The organism is Fusibacter ferrireducens, from assembly GCF_015352425.1.
Taxonomy (GTDB): domain Bacteria; phylum Bacillota; class Clostridia; order Peptostreptococcales; family Acidaminobacteraceae; genus Fusibacter_A; species Fusibacter_A ferrireducens.
On sequence record NZ_JADKNH010000002.1, the window covers coordinates 355468 to 375163 of the forward strand.

Sequence of the window (19696 nt, forward strand, 5' to 3'; positions counted from 1 at the left end):
TTATACATTGTTTAATTATGAATCTTAGCGGCAGAAATCAACTTCATATCCCCATTCTCCTCTATGTCCATCTTATGCAGTTCATAGAAGAGATCTCATAGTAGACATTTGCCTAACATAGGGTTTAACGCTTGACATCCGTCTCTCTAACAGATTATGCCACTTTATTCTTTTTTGCTTCTTTTTTCTCTGCTTGCTCCTGTACTTGTCTTTGTGCAGTCGCCTCATTTTTCTTTAAGTTTTTCATCCATAAATCTGCATTTTTAATGCCCAGTTTTTCTGGGTTAAAAACAGGATTCATGCCCAGTTTCTTTTGAGCTTCAAAATCTCTAAGTGTTGCAACGCCAATTTTAGTCAAAAGTAAAATTGCAACGATATTCAACCAAGCCATCAAACCTACGCCAACATCACCTAGAGCCCATACAGCACCTGCTGAATTGATAGCGCCTACAAATGTCATAACAAGTAAAGCTATTCTTGCAATATTAAAGATTAATTTATGATTTTTAGAATTTCTAAAGATGTAAGCCACATTTGACTCTGCATAATAGTAGTAAGCCATTAAAGTTGTAAAAGCAAAGAAGAACAATGCGATTGCAACAAAGCCTTTACCAAGTCCAGGCATAAAAGAGTCAAGTGCCATTTGTGTAAATGCAGGTCCTGGAGTCACACCTGGAATATTTTCCACAAGCACGTTCCCTGCTGCATCATAGATATTGTACATTCCTGTAATTAGGATCATAAATGCAGTTGCAGAACATACAAATAATGTATCCACATATACTGAGAACGCTTGAACTAAACCTTGTTTAGCTGGATGTGTTACTTCTGCAGCACCAGCAGCCATAGGACCCGTACCTTGTCCTGCTTCATTGGAATAGATACCACGCTTAACACCCCACATAATTGCTTGTCCAATAACTGCACCTGTTGCCGCTTTAGCACTGAGTGCATGAGAGAAGATTAAAGCGAAAATTGAAGGAATTTGACTAATATTTAAGATGATTATGATCACTGCAACAATAATATAAGCAATTGCCATAAACGGCACGATTACTTCTGCAGCTTTACCAATTCTCTTTACACCACCAAAGATGATTAACCCCAACAATGCTGCAACGATACCACCTGTTACAGGTGCTGGAATACTAAATGCTGTATCCATTGCAGTTGCAATACTATTTGCCTGTACGCCAGGTAAGAAAAATCCACATGAAATAATTGCTGAAACTGCAAATAAAACGGCATACCATTTTTGTCCAAGGCCTTTTTCAATATAGAATGAAGGCCCCCCACGGAACTCACCATCCATCTCTACTTTGTACACCTGTGCCAATGCAGCTTCTATATAAGCTGATCCTGCACCTAGAAACGCAATTGTCCACATCCAGAATATCGCTCCAGGTCCACCAAACCCGATTGCTGTTGCAACACCAGCGATATTACCAGTTCCCACACGGCCACCCAGTGCCATTGCAAAACTTTGAAAAGATGAAACCCCATTTTCTGAACTGTTGTCTGTGAACAATTGTTTTACCATGTCCTTAATAAGTCTCACTTGTGGAAAAAACATGATCAGCGAAAAGAATACACCTGCACCAAGACATAACCACACTAAATAATTAGACCAAATTAGATCATTAAGCACACCGACGATATCATTGAATGACATTTCTTTACCCCCTATATAATCTTCTTGAATGACGTCTACAAATCACCATGAGTTCTCATAGCAACCTGCGTATTATATAAGAGCAATTGTCATGCCAACTTAATTTATTAAGGTTTTTCAACATTTATGTAATATAACTGTCATATAAAAACGAGAAATTAACTTCCCGTTTGGAAATTTATTTCTCGTTTTTGATTTTAAATCTTTCAGTATCAATTTCAAGTTCTTGAATTTTATTAAAAAGTTGTCGCCTTGTGATATCCAAAAGCTCAGCTGCTTGAGTGAGATGACCTTCAGTGTGTTTTAAAATGCGTTCTATATACTGTTTTTCAGATTGACTGCGAAAAGCCTTTAAAGTATGAATTTGAAATTGAGTTCTATTTTTTTGATCTAGATAGAGATCTTCTTTCTTGAGAACGCCATCTGAAGACAGTACGATCAATCTTTCTATCATATTTTTTAGCTCTCTTATATTTCCTGGATAGTCATATTGCAAAAGATAATCCATCAAATCATCGTTAACTGATTTAATGGTCTTTTTCATATCGTTTGCAAGTCTTGCAATGAAGAAATGAACCATTTGTGGAATATCCTCTCTTCGCTCTCTGAGGGGAGGAATTTCAAGTGCAAAAGTACTGATACGATAGTAAAAGTCTTCTCTGAACAACCCCGTTTGAATCATCTCTGAAATATTGCGATTGGTTGCACATACAAGTCTAAAATCCACGTCAATCAATCGATTTGACCCAATTCTTTCAATCCGTTTAGTATCTAATACCCTGAGCATCTTCACTTGCATATCCAGTGTGGCGTCGCCAATTTCATCTAAGAAAAGTGTCCCGCCTTCAGCCGATTCAAACTTGCCGATACGCGTCTCCGTCGCTCCAGTATAAGCGCCTTTTTCATGACCAAAAAGTTCTGACTCCAATAGAGTCTTTGAATACGCATGACAATTGACAGGCACAAAATTCTTATCTCGTCTAAATGACTTTTCATGGATATAAGCTGCAAAAGCTTCTTTGCCTACACCCGACTCGCCTAACAATAAAATATTGGCATTGCTATCAGCCACTTTGTCAATCATGTCTATGATTTTTTTCATTTTTGTATTCTTAGACATCATCAAATACTGCCCTTTGACGGCCGGTTGACTCATTTTAAGGGACAATTCTGCTATCTTTTTAACCTTCTTGACCTCAAACAAGAGTTCTTCAGGATCGTGAGACTTGATGTAGTAAGAAAAAGCGCCCTTTTTTATCGCATCTATGGCATTTTTAATACTCCCATAACCGGTGATGATGATCACCTCAGTATCCACATGATCCGTTCGAATCTTTTTGAGCAGTTCAAACCCATCGAGATCTTGCATAAAGAAATCACTTATTACGAGATCATAACTTTCCTGTTCAAGCATTTCAAGTGCATCCAATGAACTGGTTGTCGTTTTAACCTGATACGATTCGCCTTCGAGAATCAGCTTTAAAACATCACAGTAATGTTGCTCGTCATCTACAATTAATATTCTAAATCCACTGTTTTGCATGGTTACGCCTCATTATCTTTCTTTAGATGAATTTTAAAGATTGTACCTTTACCTACTTTTGATTTCACTTCTATTTTGCCGCCAATTTTATGGAGCTCATTATAGACAATATAGAGTCCTAAACCTGTGCCCTCTCCAACTTCCTTAGTAGTGAAAAAAGGATCGAATAATTTTGCTTTTGTACTTTCTTCAATACCAATGCCAGTATCAATAACGTGAATTGATGGGCCAGCGGCACCATTTTTAAGCCAAATGGTAAGTTGTCCACCATGCGGCATGGCATCTAAGGCATTGTTAATCAAATTGATCAGTATATGTTTCAATGATTCCTCTTGGATATTGATTTCAATATCTTCAAGGATCAATTGGCAGTTCATATGACTTTTACTCATGAGCTTTTCATTTAATTGAATGACATTCTCTATCACTGATTTTAGGTGAATCAAGTGTGCCGAATCGTCTGATAACCTTGAAAAATTGAGAAGATTGTCTATAATAGACGATGCTTTGTCCACCGATTCCTCTATCACTGAAAGAGATTGAGTGATTAAATTTTCATCCTTATGATTTCGCTTTAATAGAAAAGCGTAATTTCTTATAAGTCCCAGCGGGTTTCTAATTTCATGCGCAACGCCTGTGGCCAGTTGTCCAATGGCGGCCATTTTGTTGTCATGAAGCAGATTTGCTTCATTCACTTTTCTGTCCGTCACATCTTCGAACATGAGCAAAGTAGTCTCTTCAAGCTGATCTTCATATTGGATATGGTATGGCATCACCCAAAAGGTCCTACCTTTAATAATCTGTTCATTGCCTTCCCTCAAAACAAGCCACTGTTCTCTTGTATGAGCGTTAATGCCCGGAATCAGAGATCGAAGCTCTATGTCTGACGTCGTCTCTGCAATGCCAAAGAGTTCATAGAAAAGTGCATTTGCCGATAGAACTCTCAAATCATTAGTGACAACCACAATCAAATGACTTAATCCATCTAAAATTGTCTGTAGATTATTTTTACTCATTTTAAGTGCATTGGTTTGTTCATCCACCGCTTTTTTGAGTTCTAAATTCCAGATCAAGATCAAAACGACAATTATGAGCACAAACATTGCAACGCCAACCACAATAATTGAAAATTGTCTAACGCTGTTGTCATTGTCAATTGGCGTGGAGATACCGAACCATTTCTGTTGGATTTTATTGATTGTTTTTTTCTGATTAAGCGCATAAATACCTTTGTTGATAATCATTTGGAGACGTTTTTCTTCAAGGGGCATACTCAATACCATGGGCAGTTCATATAGCGGTTCATCCACAATTCTAAATTTTTCAGATAGGTCATACAAACCCATAAAATAACTGATAACGGGCTCGTCACCCACAAGGGCATCTACTTCCCCATTTAATAAGGGTTTTAGATTTTTTTCGTAATCTGCACCTAAAAAGTAATTTATGTTTTTTACATTTCTCTTCAAGTATTCATGTACATAGTCGCCCTTTTGCACCGCTACGCGTTTGCCTTCAAGGTCTCCTGCGTTGTGAATGCTATTATCACTTTTGGGCACCAAGATGACCCCTCTTTGATAATAGATTGGGTCAGAAAACAGATAGATTTCTGAGCGCTCCTTTGAAGGATACATATCACAAATGTCAGCTCTTCCCTCTTTTAACGCTTGTAGCGCATCTTCCCAGATCATGGGTTCAAACTGTATCTCTGTCTCGAGTTCAATGGACAGCGCTCTTAGGTAATCAATTCCAATCCCCTTATATTGTCCTGTCTCTTCGTCAAAATATCTGAGCGGTGGCGAATTGTTATCTGAGGCATAAATAAGCGGGCTATGCGCCTTTAAAAAAACTTTGTCTTCAAGAGTCAAATGATGCACACCAAAAAAATATTGAAAAACATTCATATAATAGGTAGATGTCGTATATTGATCTAACAATATTAGAAATATGCTGACTAATATTGTGCCCATTAAAATTATTTTACGTCTCATTGAACCCCCAATTTCAACTTCTAAAAATTATAATAAAAATCTCAAATTGCTATTATGCCATCTTTCAAATGACCAATCAAATTGCGGGATATTTTTTTCGCGATCTGCCTTAAACGCTTCAAGGCTTTTGAAATAGAGAAGATAATCATCGACCACGGTCTTAAACAACGATTGATCACTTATGGGCATGCCATGTGACAACAGTAAAATATGCTGGCTTCTCTCTTGAACTAAATTTAAACTATGGAGATAGCCTTGGATATCGCCATCAATTGAGATGTATGGATATGTTGTCGTGTGTTCAATGTCTCTCATGATGAGGTCACCGACCAATAGATATTGATCATTTATTTCAATCATTATGCTGTCTATGCTGTGCGACTTGGAATCCATAATTTTGAGCATATGAGGTCCAAAAAACAGAGTTTCTTGGTCTTTGAGTAAATGTGTAGGCTTTACATAGTGCGTCTTGGGGTCCCACTCCTCAGAGCATCGTTTAAAATTATCTTGATAGTGTTCAGAAGCATAAATTTTATTTGGATTAAACACGGAAATCCCTGCAGAATGATCGGGATGATAATGTGTTAAAAGAACCTCTGTAACTTCAATTTCACGCTCTAAGAGAAAGTCCGCAATTACTTCTGCTTGAAATAGATAACCTGTATCGATCAGCATCGCTTTGCCCTCAAAATAGAGCAAAGTAATATTGACATCTAAATCTGGATTTCTAAAATCTTTAAGTACAAATTGCTCTATATACTCATCCAGTATGATTCTATTCTTCAGTAATTCATTTTTTATTTTCGTCATTAATATTGTGACCACACTCTCTTTCTAAACGATTTAATTCCCAGTAGAATACATTTTTACTGTGTATAGGCATATTCTATCATATAAATCGGGAACAATTATACTATATGTTGCATTCTCTCCAAAGAATTTAATCAGCAATCACGCTATATTTGGGTCAGCACTACCTTGTCAGTGCTTTATACATTTCAAATTGGTAGAGATCAAGGCGTTTAAAATGATGCGCATTTAAAAAGCCGATGGTCTCTGGATTACTCACAAAACTCATGTGAATAACCTCTAGAGCCAAACGCTTCTGTGCATAAGCAACCATTGCAGTTGCAAGCCCCTTAAGCCGATATTCCGGTTTGACCCACAGTTGATAAATTTTACCTTTCTTATCTAGGGTTAAGAATCCCCTCAATAACCCTTTATCATCAAAGTTTCCAAAGTGCATCTTGTCTGGAAGAGTACTCACATAGGCAAAATCATTCTGCCAATTTAAGGGTTCAAGATGGTCTCTGCCAACGAGATCTTCTATGTTTTTATCTGTAATACATTGTACATCATGATTCAAATTCAAGGGTATTGTTGGATCTTTCAACGAATAATATAAGAGCTCATTCACTTTTTCATAGCCAGTCTTTTCATAAAATTTTATAGCACGATCATTTCCTGCGAGAACTTCCAGCATCATCTGTTGACAATTTGCTTCTCTTGCCATTTGTGTATGCATCTCCATCAATTGCTGACTGATCCCCTGTCCTCTATACTCAGGTGCAATACAAAGAGCGCCGCACCTCATTGTCTTAATCCCATTAAACATTCTGATCCCACCCATGATAAGACCTATTGGATTCTGATGATCAAAGGCCACTATTGTAAGTTCTCTCTGATTGCCTTCTGGTCCAAAAAATCTTTCGTAGAATAAGGCTTCCGATATTTCAAGTTTTATCATATAATCTGAGTACCCTATACTAAAAGCTTTATAAATCTCCAAATCAGATGCTTTTAAACCCTTTACGTAATCTATCATATAACCTCCAAATTTTTCATTAACACAATATTTTAGCTCTCTATAATACGCATACACAATAAATGGTAATATGATTTTCCCATTGTGTCAATTTAATGTCTTAATTGCTTGATCAAAACATCCTATGTGATGCCCTTTGAAAGGTTAAAGAGTACTTTTTAGGATGCGTCAAAAATGATATACTATAACTCCAAATAAATGTATCTCTAAATAAACGACGACCCAAAATAGTCCAAATGACAAAGTTAAATGAACTCTATTTATTTGGCAATACGAATTTTAACCCTGGGAGGACTCTATGAAATATGAACTGATTTTATTCGATGCGGATGAAACGCTGTTTGATTTTAAAAAATCAGAACGCGTCGCACTTGAAAACACGATTACCGACTTGGGGTTAACCTATGATGCGATGTATCATTTGCCCTTGTATAAAGAAGTCAACACACGCATTTGGAGAGAACTTGAAGAGGGAAAAATTCAACAATCTCTGCTAAAAACAGAACGTTTTAGACGCTATGCCGATCGTCTCAATATTGAAATTGATGCTTCTAAAGTTTCTGTACTCTATGAGAAACATCTCTCCGAAGCCTCTTTTTTATATGACGAGAGTCTATCTGTAATTCAAGCACTGCATTCCAAATGTCAACTGGTTATCATTACCAATGGTCTCACCTCTGTTCAAAAAAACAGAATTGGGCAATCTGTAATTGCGCCCTATTTTAAAACCATCATCATCTCCGAAGAAGTTAAAGCGGCAAAGCCCAATCGAAAAATATTTGAAATTGCGCTCGATTCTGTTCATTTCACGGATAAAAGCAAAGTTCTTATTGTCGGCGACAGTTTAACTTCTGACATACAAGGTGGTATTAACTTTGGCATTGATACTTGCTGGTTCAATCCAAATCATCGTGAAAACAAAACGCAAATCAGGCCCACTTACAAAATTGCTGACCTTTATGAATTGTTGGCTCTGTTGCGATAACACCTCATCACCACATCCAATTGACCCCAAAGACATTTTTTTCACATCATACGGCTTTCTTTCAATAAAATCAGGGTTCATATTGGAGCGTTATGTGGTATACTAGTCGTATATTTTAGATGAAGGAAGTGCCATATGAGAATAGTTGCAGATAGCAGTTGTGATTTAAATGAACATTTGAAAAAGAGTTTAGGTATAACTTTAGTCCCGCTTACCATTACAGTAGGGCAAGAACATTTTAAGGATGATGCCAATTTAGATGTTTCTAAGATGATTAACGCCATTGAGCATTGTAAAGAAGTGGCAAAGTCTTCGTGTCCATCCCCGCAAGAATTTATGAACGCTTTTAAAGATGCAGGTTCTGTTTTTGTGGTTACATTGACCTCTGCACTGAGTGGCACCTACAACAGTGCCATGTTAGCGAAAGATTTATATTTAAAAGAGTATGGCGACAAATTCATCCATGTATTTGATTCAAAGGGTTCATCCGTAAAAGAAACGCTTATTGCAATGGTCATTAAGGCGCTAATTGATGAAAAGCGCACTGAAATGGAAATCGTAGAACATGTCAATGCTTATTTAGAGAAGCAAAAATTCTTCTTTCAACTGGGATCGCTTGACACAATGATAAAAAACGGACGCATTACTAAATTAAAGGGCATCATCGCCAATGCACTCAACATTAAACCGATCTTATACGCCAATGAACATGGCGAAGTTGAACTCTATGAAAATGTCAGAAGTGAAAAAAAATCCATCCGCAAACTTGTGGAAATCATAGGCGAGCACTGCGATGACTTTTCTGACCGAATTTTAGGCATTTCACATTGTGAAGCGCTTGAAAAAGCTGAAATGCTCAAAGCTGAAGTGGAAGCCCGATATAATTTCAAAAAAATTGTCATTGTCCCAACAGCTGGATTGAGTAGTGTCTATACAAGTCGAGGTGGTCTCACCATTGCCTTTTAACATTTACGCTAATTTTATGTAAATATCAAAATATATAAGCGCTATACACAGGGGGTAAACTTATGTGTATAGCGCTTATTTCATGTTCGCATGCGTTTAGTGCTCAGCCTTTTTTGGATGCTCAGCTTTGGCTTTTTTTAATGGATCGCCACAAATAAGACGTCATTGAAAGCGATCCGGCCACACATTGATCATTAAACACTTCAAGGCTATCATCCTCGTCAGAGGCACCCAGCGCGTATATCAAGGGCAAATAATGCTCAAGTGTGTAGAAAGCTTGCTTTGAGGACTCTCCAGACTGTTCATAATGGATGATTTTTTCTATATTTCGATTTGAAATATGGGCTTTAACATACGCATCAAAGGTCTCAGCGTAAGGATATCCTCCCAGCATATTAAAATTCACATGATTCAAGTTGTGCACCACATTCCCACTGCCAATAATGAGCACATCCAATGCTCGAAGAGATTTTAATTTTTGTCCAAGTGCATAATGCGCTTCAATCGTTAAATGAGAATTTATACTCATCTGATAGACGGGTATATCTGCTTTGGGATAGAGTTTCGATAAAACAGACCACGTCCCGTGATCTATCCCCCATGAATTGTCAATGACACTTTCCATTTTTAATAGCTTTCTTGTGATCTCCACCATCTCTGGAGACCCTTTCGCAGGATACTTATACTCATAAAGTGATTTTGGAAATCCATACATATCATAAATTTGTTCTGGATTTTCAAGGTTAGAAAATCTTGTTTCAGGCGTATACCAATGTGCAGATACACACAATATGGCTTTGGGCGTGGGTAGTCTTCCCCCTATTTCACGCCATTTTTGTGTGAATACATTATCTCTAATGGCATTCATCGGTGAACCATGACCTATAAATAACACTGGCATTTGGCTTGGCATCTCTATCACCTCTCTTTTAAACATTTTTACCACATATATTAAACAGAGCCTTTAGATTTTTAGTTTAGGTTCAATAAAAAACAACTGTCGCTTTACGATTCAATCTTATTGTATTTTAAGCCAATTTCGCGTCTTACTCGATCCAATGTTTGAGTAAGCGCCAAAGTAAATTGATGTGTCACCCTATCGTTTTCTAATTTATGTTGAAGAATGTCCTTACAGACTGCACGCGCCTCATATTGATAGCCTGTATAAAGTGACTCTGATTTATGAAAATGCGTTTCTTGATCCGCAGAAATGAGAAAGGCTTCCTGCGCCATCCAAAATGAAGGGATCTTGATTTTACCCTTGTCACCATAAATCACCAGATCATTTTCTAATTCAAGATAAATGGAGGTCTTCGTGACGGCCAGTAAACCATTTTTATATAAACTCGTGACCAAAGTCGTCTCATCCACGCCAGTTTTAGTAAATTTTGAAACTGCACTGATTTTTTCAGGCACACCACCTGCTATGGCATTGGCCATGAACAACGGATATATGCCCACATCTAGTAGTGCTCCCCCACCTAAATCAGGGTTCATTAATCGACCACTTGGATCTTCACTGCCATGAAATCCAAAACTGCCTTCTATTAAATGTACTCGACCTATTTTGTCTTCTTTTATCCATGCTAATGCTTGCTCTACCGCTGGCAAGAATAATGTCCATAGTGCTTCCATCACATATTTTTGATTCCTTTGTGATGTTTCTAAAACCATTTTGGTTTGGGTTTCATTCATTGAAAAAGGTTTTTCACAGAGCACATGTTTCCCTGCATTCAATGCTTTCATCGCCACCTCAGAATGCAACACATGTGGTGTGGCAACATAGACGACATCAATGGACTGATCTGCAAAGAAATCGTCCTCATCACAATAACAATTCAAAATATCATGTGTCTTGCAAAATGCATCTGCTGCTGCTTTACGCCTGCCATATACCGCAACAATATGGCCTTCTTCCACAGCTTTAAAATCACTTGCAAACTTGTCTGCTATTGCCCCGATGCCATATAGTCCCCATCTAATCATAACGACCTCCTCTTTTATTTTATAATTATATACCCATCATACCCTTTTGTAACTGCATTCACTTCACAATTAGAAAGTTTCTTTTGAAATAGTGATTCGAGTACTTTACATGGGTTCTAAAGGCGTCTGAAAAGCCACTCAAAATGTCTAAAAAAATTGCTTTTACGATGTCTATTTGTAGGCATATCTTTCAATATGGGTATATAGTAAAAGCACTCTAATGTGTGTTAAAATAATCTATACTACTGTTTAGGAGGTCTAAATTGAATACTACTACTAAAATTTACAGATCACAATCCACTAATCCTTGGTTTAATCTTGCTTTAGAAGAAGAACTTGTAAATAGTGTTTCTAAAGATGAGATCATACTCTATTTATGGCAAAATCAGAATACCGTTGTCATTGGTAAACATCAAAATCCTTGGCGAGAAGTACTCATTCAAGATTTGGAAAATGATCAAGGCAAGTTGGCACGCAGACTTTCCGGTGGTGGTGCTGTCTTTCATGATTTAGGCAATTTAAATTTTACATTTGTTATGCATAAATCTCATGAAAACTTGGAAAAACAACTTAAAGTCATCCTTGATGGTGTCAAAGCTTTAGGAATTGATGCACAATTCTCTGGTAGAAATGATATCTTAGCCGAAGGACGTAAATTTTCAGGCAATGCCTTTTACTATGGCAAAGAGAATTACTACCATCATGGCACACTGCTTGTTGATGTTGACATGAAAAAATTGGGACGTTATCTCAATGTATCTCTAAAAAAACTCAATGCCAAAGGTGTTGAATCTGTAAAATCACGCGTCATAAATCTAAAGGACTTAAACGATAACCTCACCATTTCAATGACCATCGATGCCCTTATCGATGCCTTTGAAAAAGAGTACGGCAAATGCGATGAAATTACGATGATCTCAGAAACAACTGCTTCTAAAGAAGCTTTAAAGAGATACCATTACTATGCCTCATGGGATTGGCGATTTGGAAAAACCCCCAAATTCGATGTCACTTTTGATGAAAAATTCACATGGGGAGAAATCGTTCTCAACTTCACATTAAAAGGCGGCCTCATAGAAGAGACAACAATTTATTCAGATGCCATGTCAACACAATTTATTGAACAGCTTCAACCTCTGTTTAACGGTTTAAAACTCCAAAGTAAGCCCTTGATCACCGCCCTTGAGGCATTAGAACAATACGACTCATTAAAACCTATGCTCGCTGATCTAAGGACATGGTTTGACAGCTTCAACTTGTAGTGTATAAAAAAATTAACACTTTTTCTAATAATCGTGTAGCAAATTGGGTACACAAAAGAATTATCGTGCTAATTCCAACACGACAATGTACCCTTTTGTCTACACTTTCGTTATTTATTTATCAATTTCTCTTCGGATTTGCTTTTTCTTGCCTTTCTATTTTATATTTTGAGCACGCCTTTCCATTGGAATTACTCAATTCTTCAATTTCATTGAATGCACCATCAATTTTGGCATCATTCTTGCTTTTATAAAGAGTGTGAGGTTCAAACAGTTGACGTTCAATAAGTGGGTTTGTCAGAGGGCTTTCTTCGTCAACTGTTAGCACGATCTATAGATGTTGAATACAATTGAGTTCAGTTTTATTCAACTCATAGAAGCATCAAGGAATGGCTCCGCTATTTGTAGTGTCAAAACATTACTTCGGAATTTGACTCAGTTATGAACAGACGACCTATATAAAAAAGAAAAAGGCGATGTTTAGGTGCAAATTACCAAATGTTTTGAAACACTTCACATTAAAGGCATAGGAGGGATTTTTATGTTTAAAAAATTAACACGCGGATGTGTTAAACTGGTTCAAAATTATTTACCAGATCCTTTTTTATTTGCAGTTATTTTAACTTTAATCGTATTTGTTGCGGGGATGGGCGTTACTGCACAAGGTCCTATGGCTATGATTAACCATTGGGCTGGCGGTTTTTGGACATTACTCGAATTCTCCATGCAAATGGCACTTGTACTTGTAACAGGACACACGCTTGCAAGTACACCCATTGTTAAAAAGGGCTTAAATGCGCTTGCAAAACCGTGTAAGACACCACTTCAAGCAATCGTTGCAGTTACTTTCGTCTCTACTGTTGCTTGTTGGATCAACTGGGGATTTGGTCTTGTGGTGGGTGCACTTTATGCACGTCAACTTGCTAAGGAAGTTAAAGGCGTTGACTATCGTCTGCTCATTGCTTCAGCATATTCTGGTTTTATCGTATGGCATGCGGGTATTTCTGGTTCAATTCCACTAAAACTTGCCACAGCAGGCCCTGGCCTTGAAAAAGTGACGAAGGGTGCCGTCATTGATCCAATTAGTACTTCCATGACTATTTTTTCACCGTTTAACTTAATTATTGTTGCCATTATATTAGTTACTTTACCTTTTGTAAACCGAGCAATGCATCCTTCTAAAGAAGCTGTTGTGGAAATTGATCCAAAACTACTTGAAGACGATGCAGTTCAATCAGAAGCGATTCAACACGGCAATACCTTTGCTGATAAAATGGAAAACAGCATGATCCTATCCATGCTTATTGGCTTAATGGGTGTCGCTTACATTATTTACTACTTTGCTACAAAAGGATTTGAACTCAACCTAAACATTGTAAACTTTTTATTCTTATTCTTAGGGATTATTCTTCATAAAACCCCTAGAAATTTTCTAGATGCTATTTCAGCAGCAGCCAAAGGTTCATCGGGTATTATTCTTCAATTTCCATTCTATGCAGGTATCATGGGCATGATGACAGGTGGTAATTTAGAAACTGACGTTTCGCTTGCTGGTGCGATTTCTCAAGCTTTTGTCTCAATTTCCACACCAACAACTTTCCCACTCTTTACTTTTTTAAGTGCAGGCGTGGTTAACTTCTTCGTTCCATCTGGTGGAGGGCAATGGGCTGTTCAAGCGCCTATTATGATGCCCGCTGGCGCTGAACTCGGTGTGAGTGCTGCTAAAACAGGTATGGCAATCGCATGGGGTGATGCATGGACCAACATGATTCAACCATTTTGGGCATTGCCAGCACTTGGAATTGCCAATCTCGGTGCGAGAGATATTATGGGATTCTGCCTAATTGATTTAATTTATGCCGGTTTCATTGTTGCAATCGGACTCATGTTTTTTTAAAATTTCAATCTATTAATTTAAAGCTGACCTCACAAATTGAGTAAAATCAAAAGATATAAAGTAGCATTTGTGCCATTTCACAAGGCTTCAGATCAATTCTTTAAAAAACTAACAGCTCTAGCGATGTTGTTAGTTTTTTTATGCTCAAATTTAATTTTGTATATGGGCTGATTGGGAGATGTATGATATAGTTAAACTAATAACAAAGTATTGTTCTATATAAATCTATCTTTATGCATCTATATAAAACAATTTTCTTGGACTAATATATTCAAATAAAGGCGGTTCTATGATAAAGTCTTACGAACAATTAAAATGGGAAATGGATATTATTGATGAATTTATTGAAAAAGCTTATGAGGGACTGATCATTGTCGATCCAGAGGGTAAAATTGTAAAATTTAAATACGAAAGACTTTTGGATGTTAAAGAAGAAGAAGTTATTGGTAAGCATGTCACTGAAGTCATTGAAAATACACGGCTTCATATTGTTCTAAAAACAGGACAACCTGAAATTGGAGATATTCAAACGATCAAGGGTCATAATGTGGTCACCTCTAGAATCCCAATTATTCGCAACGGTGTCACCGTAGGTGCTGTGGGCACGATTCTCTTTAAAGATATTTTAGAAGTTCAACACATGGCAGAACATATTGACCAAATGAAACGCCATGTGAAAAAATACAAGCAAGATTTAAAAAGACTTAATGTCGCGAAATATACATTTGATCAAATTCAAACAAGAGATAAAAAGATGCAAGCTACAATTGATCTCGCAAAAAAAGCGGCTCTTACAAACTCCTCTATTTTTATTGAAGGTCAGAGCGGTACTGGAAAAGAATATTTTGCGCATGCCATTCACGAGGCCAGCTATAGAAAATATGGCCCTTTTGTAAAAATTAATTGTGCCAGCATTCCAGCGAACTTAATAGAGTCTGAGTTATTCGGTTATGAACCTGGCGCATTTACTGGTGCTTCTAATCATGGTAAAATCGGAAAATTTGAACTTGCCAATGGCGGTACCCTCTTTTTAGATGAGCTCAACTCAATGCCTTTTGAAATGCAAGGTAAACTACTGCGCATTGTTGAAGAACGTGAACTTGAGCGCATTGGCGGCAATCAAAGAGTGCCTTTAGATATTCGCTTTATTGCAGCTTGCAATGAGGATCTTTTAAGACTTGTTAAAGAGGGGAAATTTAGAAACGATCTCTTTTATCGACTAAACGTTGTTCATTTGAAATTACCCGCTTTAAAGGAGCGTAAAAAGGATATCAGTATGTTTGCAAATCAAATTCTGACGAGCTTTTCACTGGAATATCCCAAGTGTCCAAAAATTTTTTCTAGAGAAGCCATGCATAGTCTCGAAAATTACCATTGGCCAGGAAATATTAGAGAACTTAGAAATGTCATTGAGTCTGCCATTAATCAGGCCACTGGCAATACGGTCACTGTTGCGCACTTGCCTGAATTGGTGCAAATAGATGAGCCAAAAGTAATTCCAATAGAGACGCCAGAAGAAGGCGATTTAAAGACCATCCTCGATCAAATTGAAATCAAAATCATCTTAGACGCCATTAAGCAATCCAACGGCAATAGAAGTGAGGCAGCAAAACGTCTAGGCATCCATCGGACAGCACTTTATAAAAAACTCAACAAATATAATACATGATAAATGCCAATATAACACACGATGAATCTTATTAAATTTTACCACCACTGTCCGCGATACAGGGGCATCAAGGCCAAACAAATTAACCTTTCAGGCAAGCACGTAAAAAATTAAAAAAACTTAACATCTTTCTTTCTCAGAATTCTATAATATGCTATGATAATTTTGCTGTCTATGAACTGCATTTAGATCGAAATTCATGCTCAATACAGCGATACAATAAAAAGTCGGAGGCATATTATGAAAAATTTATTGGCGCGTTGGCATAAACTCAGCCTCATTGTGCGCATTATCATTGGATTTGTTCTGGGCATTATCTTAGCTTTGACAATACCAGCTTATGCAAAACCCGTTGGCATTTTTGGCGTACTCTTTGTTGGTGCATTGAAATCAGTTGCACCTGTTCTCGTGTTCTTTTTAGTTATGTCGGCAATTTCCTTGCATAAAAAAGGTCATAAATCAAATATGCAAAAGATCATTGCACTTTATCTATTGGGCACTTTTTTAGCAGGTTTTGTGGCTGTTATTGCAAGCTTCTTATTTCCCGTCACACTTATATTAGGCGATAGTATCAACAGCATAACACCGCCTAGCGGCGTTACTGAAGTCATCAAAAATCTGTTGATGAACATCGTCGACAATCCGATTAAAGCTCTGTACAATGCCAATTATATAGGCGTTCTTGCTTGGGCTCTTGTGATGGGATTAGCACTTCAACATGCCCCTGACACAACTAAAACGGTCATTGCCAATATTTCAGATGCCATTTCCCAGGTGGTTAAGTGGATTATAAACTTCGCGCCTCTGGGCATCATGGGATTGGTCTTTGACACAGTCAGCACTAACGGGCTCTTATCGCTGTGGTCATACTGGCATCTTCTAGCAGTCCTTGTGGGCAGTATGCTCATTATTGCATTTATTGTCAATCCAATTGTTGTTTATCTTAACATTCATCAAAATCCCTACCCCCTTGTTCTAAAATGTTTAAAAGATAGTGGCATCACGGCTTTCTTCACAAGAAGCTCCGCTGCAAATATTCCTGTCAATATGGAACTCTGTGAAACATTGGGACTTGATGCAGACACGTATTCTGTTTCAATACCGCTTGGTGCAACCATTAATATGGCAGGTGCGGCGATTACGATTTCGGTTCTTACACTTGCAGCTGCAAACACATTGGGTATTCATGTGGACTTTGCCACTGCAGTCATTTTAAGCATTTTATCAGCGGTCAGCGCCTGCGGTGCTTCAGGTGTGGCTGGAGGGTCACTGCTTCTCATTCCCCTTGCTTGTAGCCTCTTTGGGATTCCAAATGATGTGGCCATGCAAGTTGTCGGTGTTGGTTTTGTCGTCAGCGTCATTCAAGACTCATGTGAAACCGCTCTCAACTCCTCCACAGATGTAATCTTTACTGCAACTTCTGAATTTGCACAATGGCGTAAAGAAGGTAAGCCAATTGTCATTCATAAAGAAACAGATAAATAAGACGAGAAATAATCCCCATAACCGGCCTCTACAATCAGCGAACTGAAGTTGAGATGACCGTCTTGGGGATTTTTTTATAGAAAATAGAATAAGACGTCCACACGTATAGCTTCAGTTTCATATCTGAGTCATAACTTAAAAGGGTCTTAATCTGTCAGCGGTATTCTTGTGTCATCATAATCTGTTATTAAAAAGATGCCATGTAAGCCATATCTTTGCAGATGTGCCACGAGATTTTCTCGCTGCAAATCTCTTAAATCGCTATAGTCACTATAATGTTTTATGATTTTTTCAGAAAGCCCTTTAATGGGTTTATGGGTAATCGGCGTTACACAAAAGGTCTCTATTGAAGTTGTAAACTCGCCGCCGTCACGAGCTGTTTCATATTTTAGCAGTTTATAACCGCCGTCTTCTTCCAATTGATAGGTCAATGCAACTGGCACGACACTGCCTGCATCATTTTTAACTTCTGTCTCACTTAAGGTGTAAAATGCATCATAGATGGTTGTAAAAATTTTAATTTGATTTTCTTCTTCAGACACCATATGCACTCTAACTGCTGGTATGAGAAACTGTACACGATTCTTGTAATTCAACTGATTTTGTATTTCAGTCTTATAAACTAAATCTAAGTAGAGATCTTCGCCTAGATATTCGAAATCTGGTATTTCAGTTATATTTAAGGCAACTGTTTTCCCTTCACGGAGAGATAGCAAAAGATAAGCACTTCGCATGTGTTTCTCAAAGTCTGCCTCGCCCAGTTCATCTCTCTTTGCAATTGCAAAAGTGACAAAGTGATCATACCAAGCCTGACCCGTTTCGAAATGCTCATCAAATTCACCATTACATAATACTTTGCCAACGTTTGCCATCAAATGCCCTTTTAAACCCAATTGCCCACCCTTTTCAAACTCGATAAAACAGTATGATAGAGCAAGATCGCCATAACTGAGTATCTTTTCATACACATCCGGATGCGCTTCTATATAGTCATTGGGATTAGAGCTCGTTGCAGGTGAAGACATCATCTCATTGAAGAGCATATCGATGTCCACGTTCACCACATTGACAGGTGCTTTTACAGGTTCAGAAGTACTTTGAGCCTCAACTTGCTCTCCGTAAGGTTCAAAATAGCTTCTACTTATAATTAAGGACTTCATGGCGTCATAATCTGCTTCTTCTATTTCATAATAGCGCCATTGATCCTCATATAGGATCATTGCTAAAGTAGGATCACTTTCGTATAACCGGATCTCCGATCTTTTGTCTGAATCCATTAAATTCATCAAGCTATATGAAGGGATCAATTCTAGAGGTGATTTTACTTTCTTCACATTCCAATGCGTTTCATTGATCCAATTAGCGACTTCTGTCCCGCTTATTCGCGTATAGCCCCCGTACTCAACTGCATCTATTTTAATCTTCTCTTGTTCATAAACACTTGTGATCAACATCTCTGGTTTCAAATAGACTGAATCCTGTTCTTGAGATTTAGCTGTCGTCAAAAGACTTATCCCCAACACACCAATGGCTATGAATGCGACGATCATCGCCCAAAATGGCGGTTTTTTATAAGATAAGATGTTCTTTATGCGCTTTACAGTTGCCTTTTCTCCAAAAGTAAAAGGGCAACTTCCTAAAATCCTATTTTTCCCAGCAAAAGAGAGTAAAGATTCAGAATAGGAGACTTTGATATCATTTCCTGAATGATTAATCACCCCTTCATCACATGAGAGCTCCATATCTCTCTCCATCAAAATATACGCAATCCACACAAATGGATTAAACCAATGGACACAAGCAACGAGAAATGCAATCGGTTTGATAATATGATCTCCACGATTGATATGTATCTGCTCATGCTTTAAAATATAATCGCTTTCCATGGCATCCAGTGATCCCGTCAAATAAATACGATTTCCAAAGACAAAGGGACTCTTAAAAGCATCTGTTTTATAGACATTGTCAAATAATCGAACAGCTGTCTTCAGTTTCATATATGTTTTAGCACCTGTAAAAATCATGTAAACTACCAATAAGTTCAGACCCCATATCCAAATTTTACTGCCAACCGAGAGATATACTTGCATTGGATTAACACTTGTGAGAACATCAGTCGGTACAGGTGGTAAAGCATTATTTACAGAGTTATTTAGAAGATGAATACCACTATGAATCGCTGGCACTTTTGCGTATCCAATATCCTCTGGTATCGTCTGATGATTGATACGCACCAAACTGATAATACTCTCAATTTTAAATGGATTAACCAATCTAATCCACACGACACTCCAAAGTAGATAGGCATACACTTTCGGCAATCTTTGGATCAAGAATCTAATCCCAATGACCACGAGGATCACATAACTCGCTGAAAGACTCATATTGAGAACATTAATAAAAATCTTTTCCATA

14 protein-coding genes are annotated in these 19696 nt (G+C 37.6%); 6 read left to right on the forward strand and 8 right to left on the reverse strand.

Going from position 1 to position 19696, the window contains the following annotated elements:
• Positions 1–154: 154 nt before the first annotated feature.
• The 5 genes from ISU02_RS04675 to ISU02_RS04695 all read right to left on the reverse strand — a co-directional run bounded on the left by ISU02_RS04675 (position 155) and on the right by ISU02_RS04695 (position 7031).
• Positions 155–1672, reverse strand: a complete 1518-nt coding sequence (locus tag ISU02_RS04675; RefSeq protein WP_194700626.1) for an alanine/glycine:cation symporter family protein — start codon at positions 1670–1672, stop codon at positions 155–157.
• A gap of 178 nt (positions 1673–1850) precedes the next feature.
• Positions 1851–3215, reverse strand: a complete 1365-nt coding sequence (locus ISU02_RS04680) for a sigma-54-dependent transcriptional regulator (RefSeq protein WP_194700627.1) — start codon at positions 3213–3215, stop codon at positions 1851–1853.
• Between the two features lie 2 nt (positions 3216–3217).
• Positions 3218–5206: a transporter substrate-binding domain-containing protein gene (locus ISU02_RS04685; protein WP_194700628.1), complete on the reverse strand. Its 1989-nt coding sequence runs from the start codon at positions 5204–5206 to the stop codon at positions 3218–3220.
• A gap of 27 nt (positions 5207–5233) precedes the next feature.
• The gene (locus ISU02_RS04690; RefSeq protein ID WP_194700629.1) at positions 5234–6016 is read right to left on the reverse strand and encodes an MBL fold metallo-hydrolase; all 783 of its coding nucleotides are present in this window, start codon (positions 6014–6016) and stop codon (positions 5234–5236) included.
• 163 nt (positions 6017–6179) lie between these two features.
• Positions 6180–7031, reverse strand: a complete 852-nt coding sequence (locus ISU02_RS04695) for a GNAT family N-acetyltransferase (protein WP_194700630.1) — start codon at positions 7029–7031, stop codon at positions 6180–6182.
• Between the two features lie 298 nt (positions 7032–7329).
• On the opposite strand from ISU02_RS04695, the gene ISU02_RS04700 reads away from it, so the two are divergent.
• Positions 7330–8016 (forward strand): YjjG family noncanonical pyrimidine nucleotidase, encoded by a 687-nt coding sequence (locus tag ISU02_RS04700; protein WP_194700631.1) that lies wholly within the window; start codon positions 7330–7332, stop codon positions 8014–8016.
• A gap of 135 nt (positions 8017–8151) precedes the next feature.
• Positions 8152–8982, forward strand: a complete 831-nt coding sequence (locus tag ISU02_RS04705) for a DegV family protein (protein WP_194700632.1) — start codon at positions 8152–8154, stop codon at positions 8980–8982.
• Positions 8983–9103: 121 nt separating this feature from the next.
• Here the strand turns inward: ISU02_RS04705 and ygiD are convergent, their stop codons facing one another.
• Both ygiD and ISU02_RS04715 read right to left on the reverse strand, forming a co-directional pair.
• On the reverse strand, positions 9104–9919 hold the full coding sequence (gene ygiD, locus ISU02_RS04710; RefSeq protein ID WP_228727721.1) for a 4,5-DOPA-extradiol-dioxygenase: 816 nt from the start codon (positions 9917–9919) through the stop codon (positions 9104–9106).
• A 68-nt stretch (positions 9920–9987) separates the two neighbouring features.
• The gene (locus tag ISU02_RS04715; RefSeq protein ID WP_194700633.1) at positions 9988–10968 is read right to left on the reverse strand and encodes a Gfo/Idh/MocA family protein; all 981 of its coding nucleotides are present in this window, start codon (positions 10966–10968) and stop codon (positions 9988–9990) included.
• Positions 10969–11231: 263 nt separating this feature from the next.
• Here ISU02_RS04715 and ISU02_RS04720 point away from each other — a divergent pair, with 263 nt between their 5' ends.
• The 4 genes from ISU02_RS04720 (at position 11232) to sstT (ending at position 17281) form a co-directional block, all read left to right on the forward strand.
• Positions 11232–12230, forward strand: coding sequence for a lipoate--protein ligase (locus ISU02_RS04720; RefSeq protein WP_194700634.1), 999 nt, complete (start codon positions 11232–11234; stop codon positions 12228–12230).
• A gap of 541 nt (positions 12231–12771) precedes the next feature.
• The gene (locus ISU02_RS04725) at positions 12772–14127 is read left to right on the forward strand and encodes a short-chain fatty acid transporter (protein WP_194700635.1); all 1356 of its coding nucleotides are present in this window, start codon (positions 12772–12774) and stop codon (positions 14125–14127) included.
• A 289-nt stretch (positions 14128–14416) separates the two neighbouring features.
• Complete coding sequence (locus ISU02_RS04730) at positions 14417–15796, forward strand: sigma-54 interaction domain-containing protein (protein ID WP_194700636.1); 1380 nt, start codon at positions 14417–14419, stop codon at positions 15794–15796.
• 240 nt (positions 15797–16036) lie between these two features.
• Positions 16037–17281 (forward strand): serine/threonine transporter SstT, encoded by a 1245-nt coding sequence (sstT, locus tag ISU02_RS04735; protein ID WP_194700637.1) that lies wholly within the window; start codon positions 16037–16039, stop codon positions 17279–17281.
• 146 nt (positions 17282–17427) lie between these two features.
• On the opposite strand, the gene ISU02_RS04740 is transcribed toward sstT, so the two are convergent.
• A complete protein-coding gene (locus tag ISU02_RS04740; protein WP_194700638.1) occupies positions 17428–19695 on the reverse strand; it encodes a M56 family metallopeptidase in 2268 nt (755 codons plus the stop codon).
• Between the last annotated feature and the right edge of the window lies 1 nt (position 19696).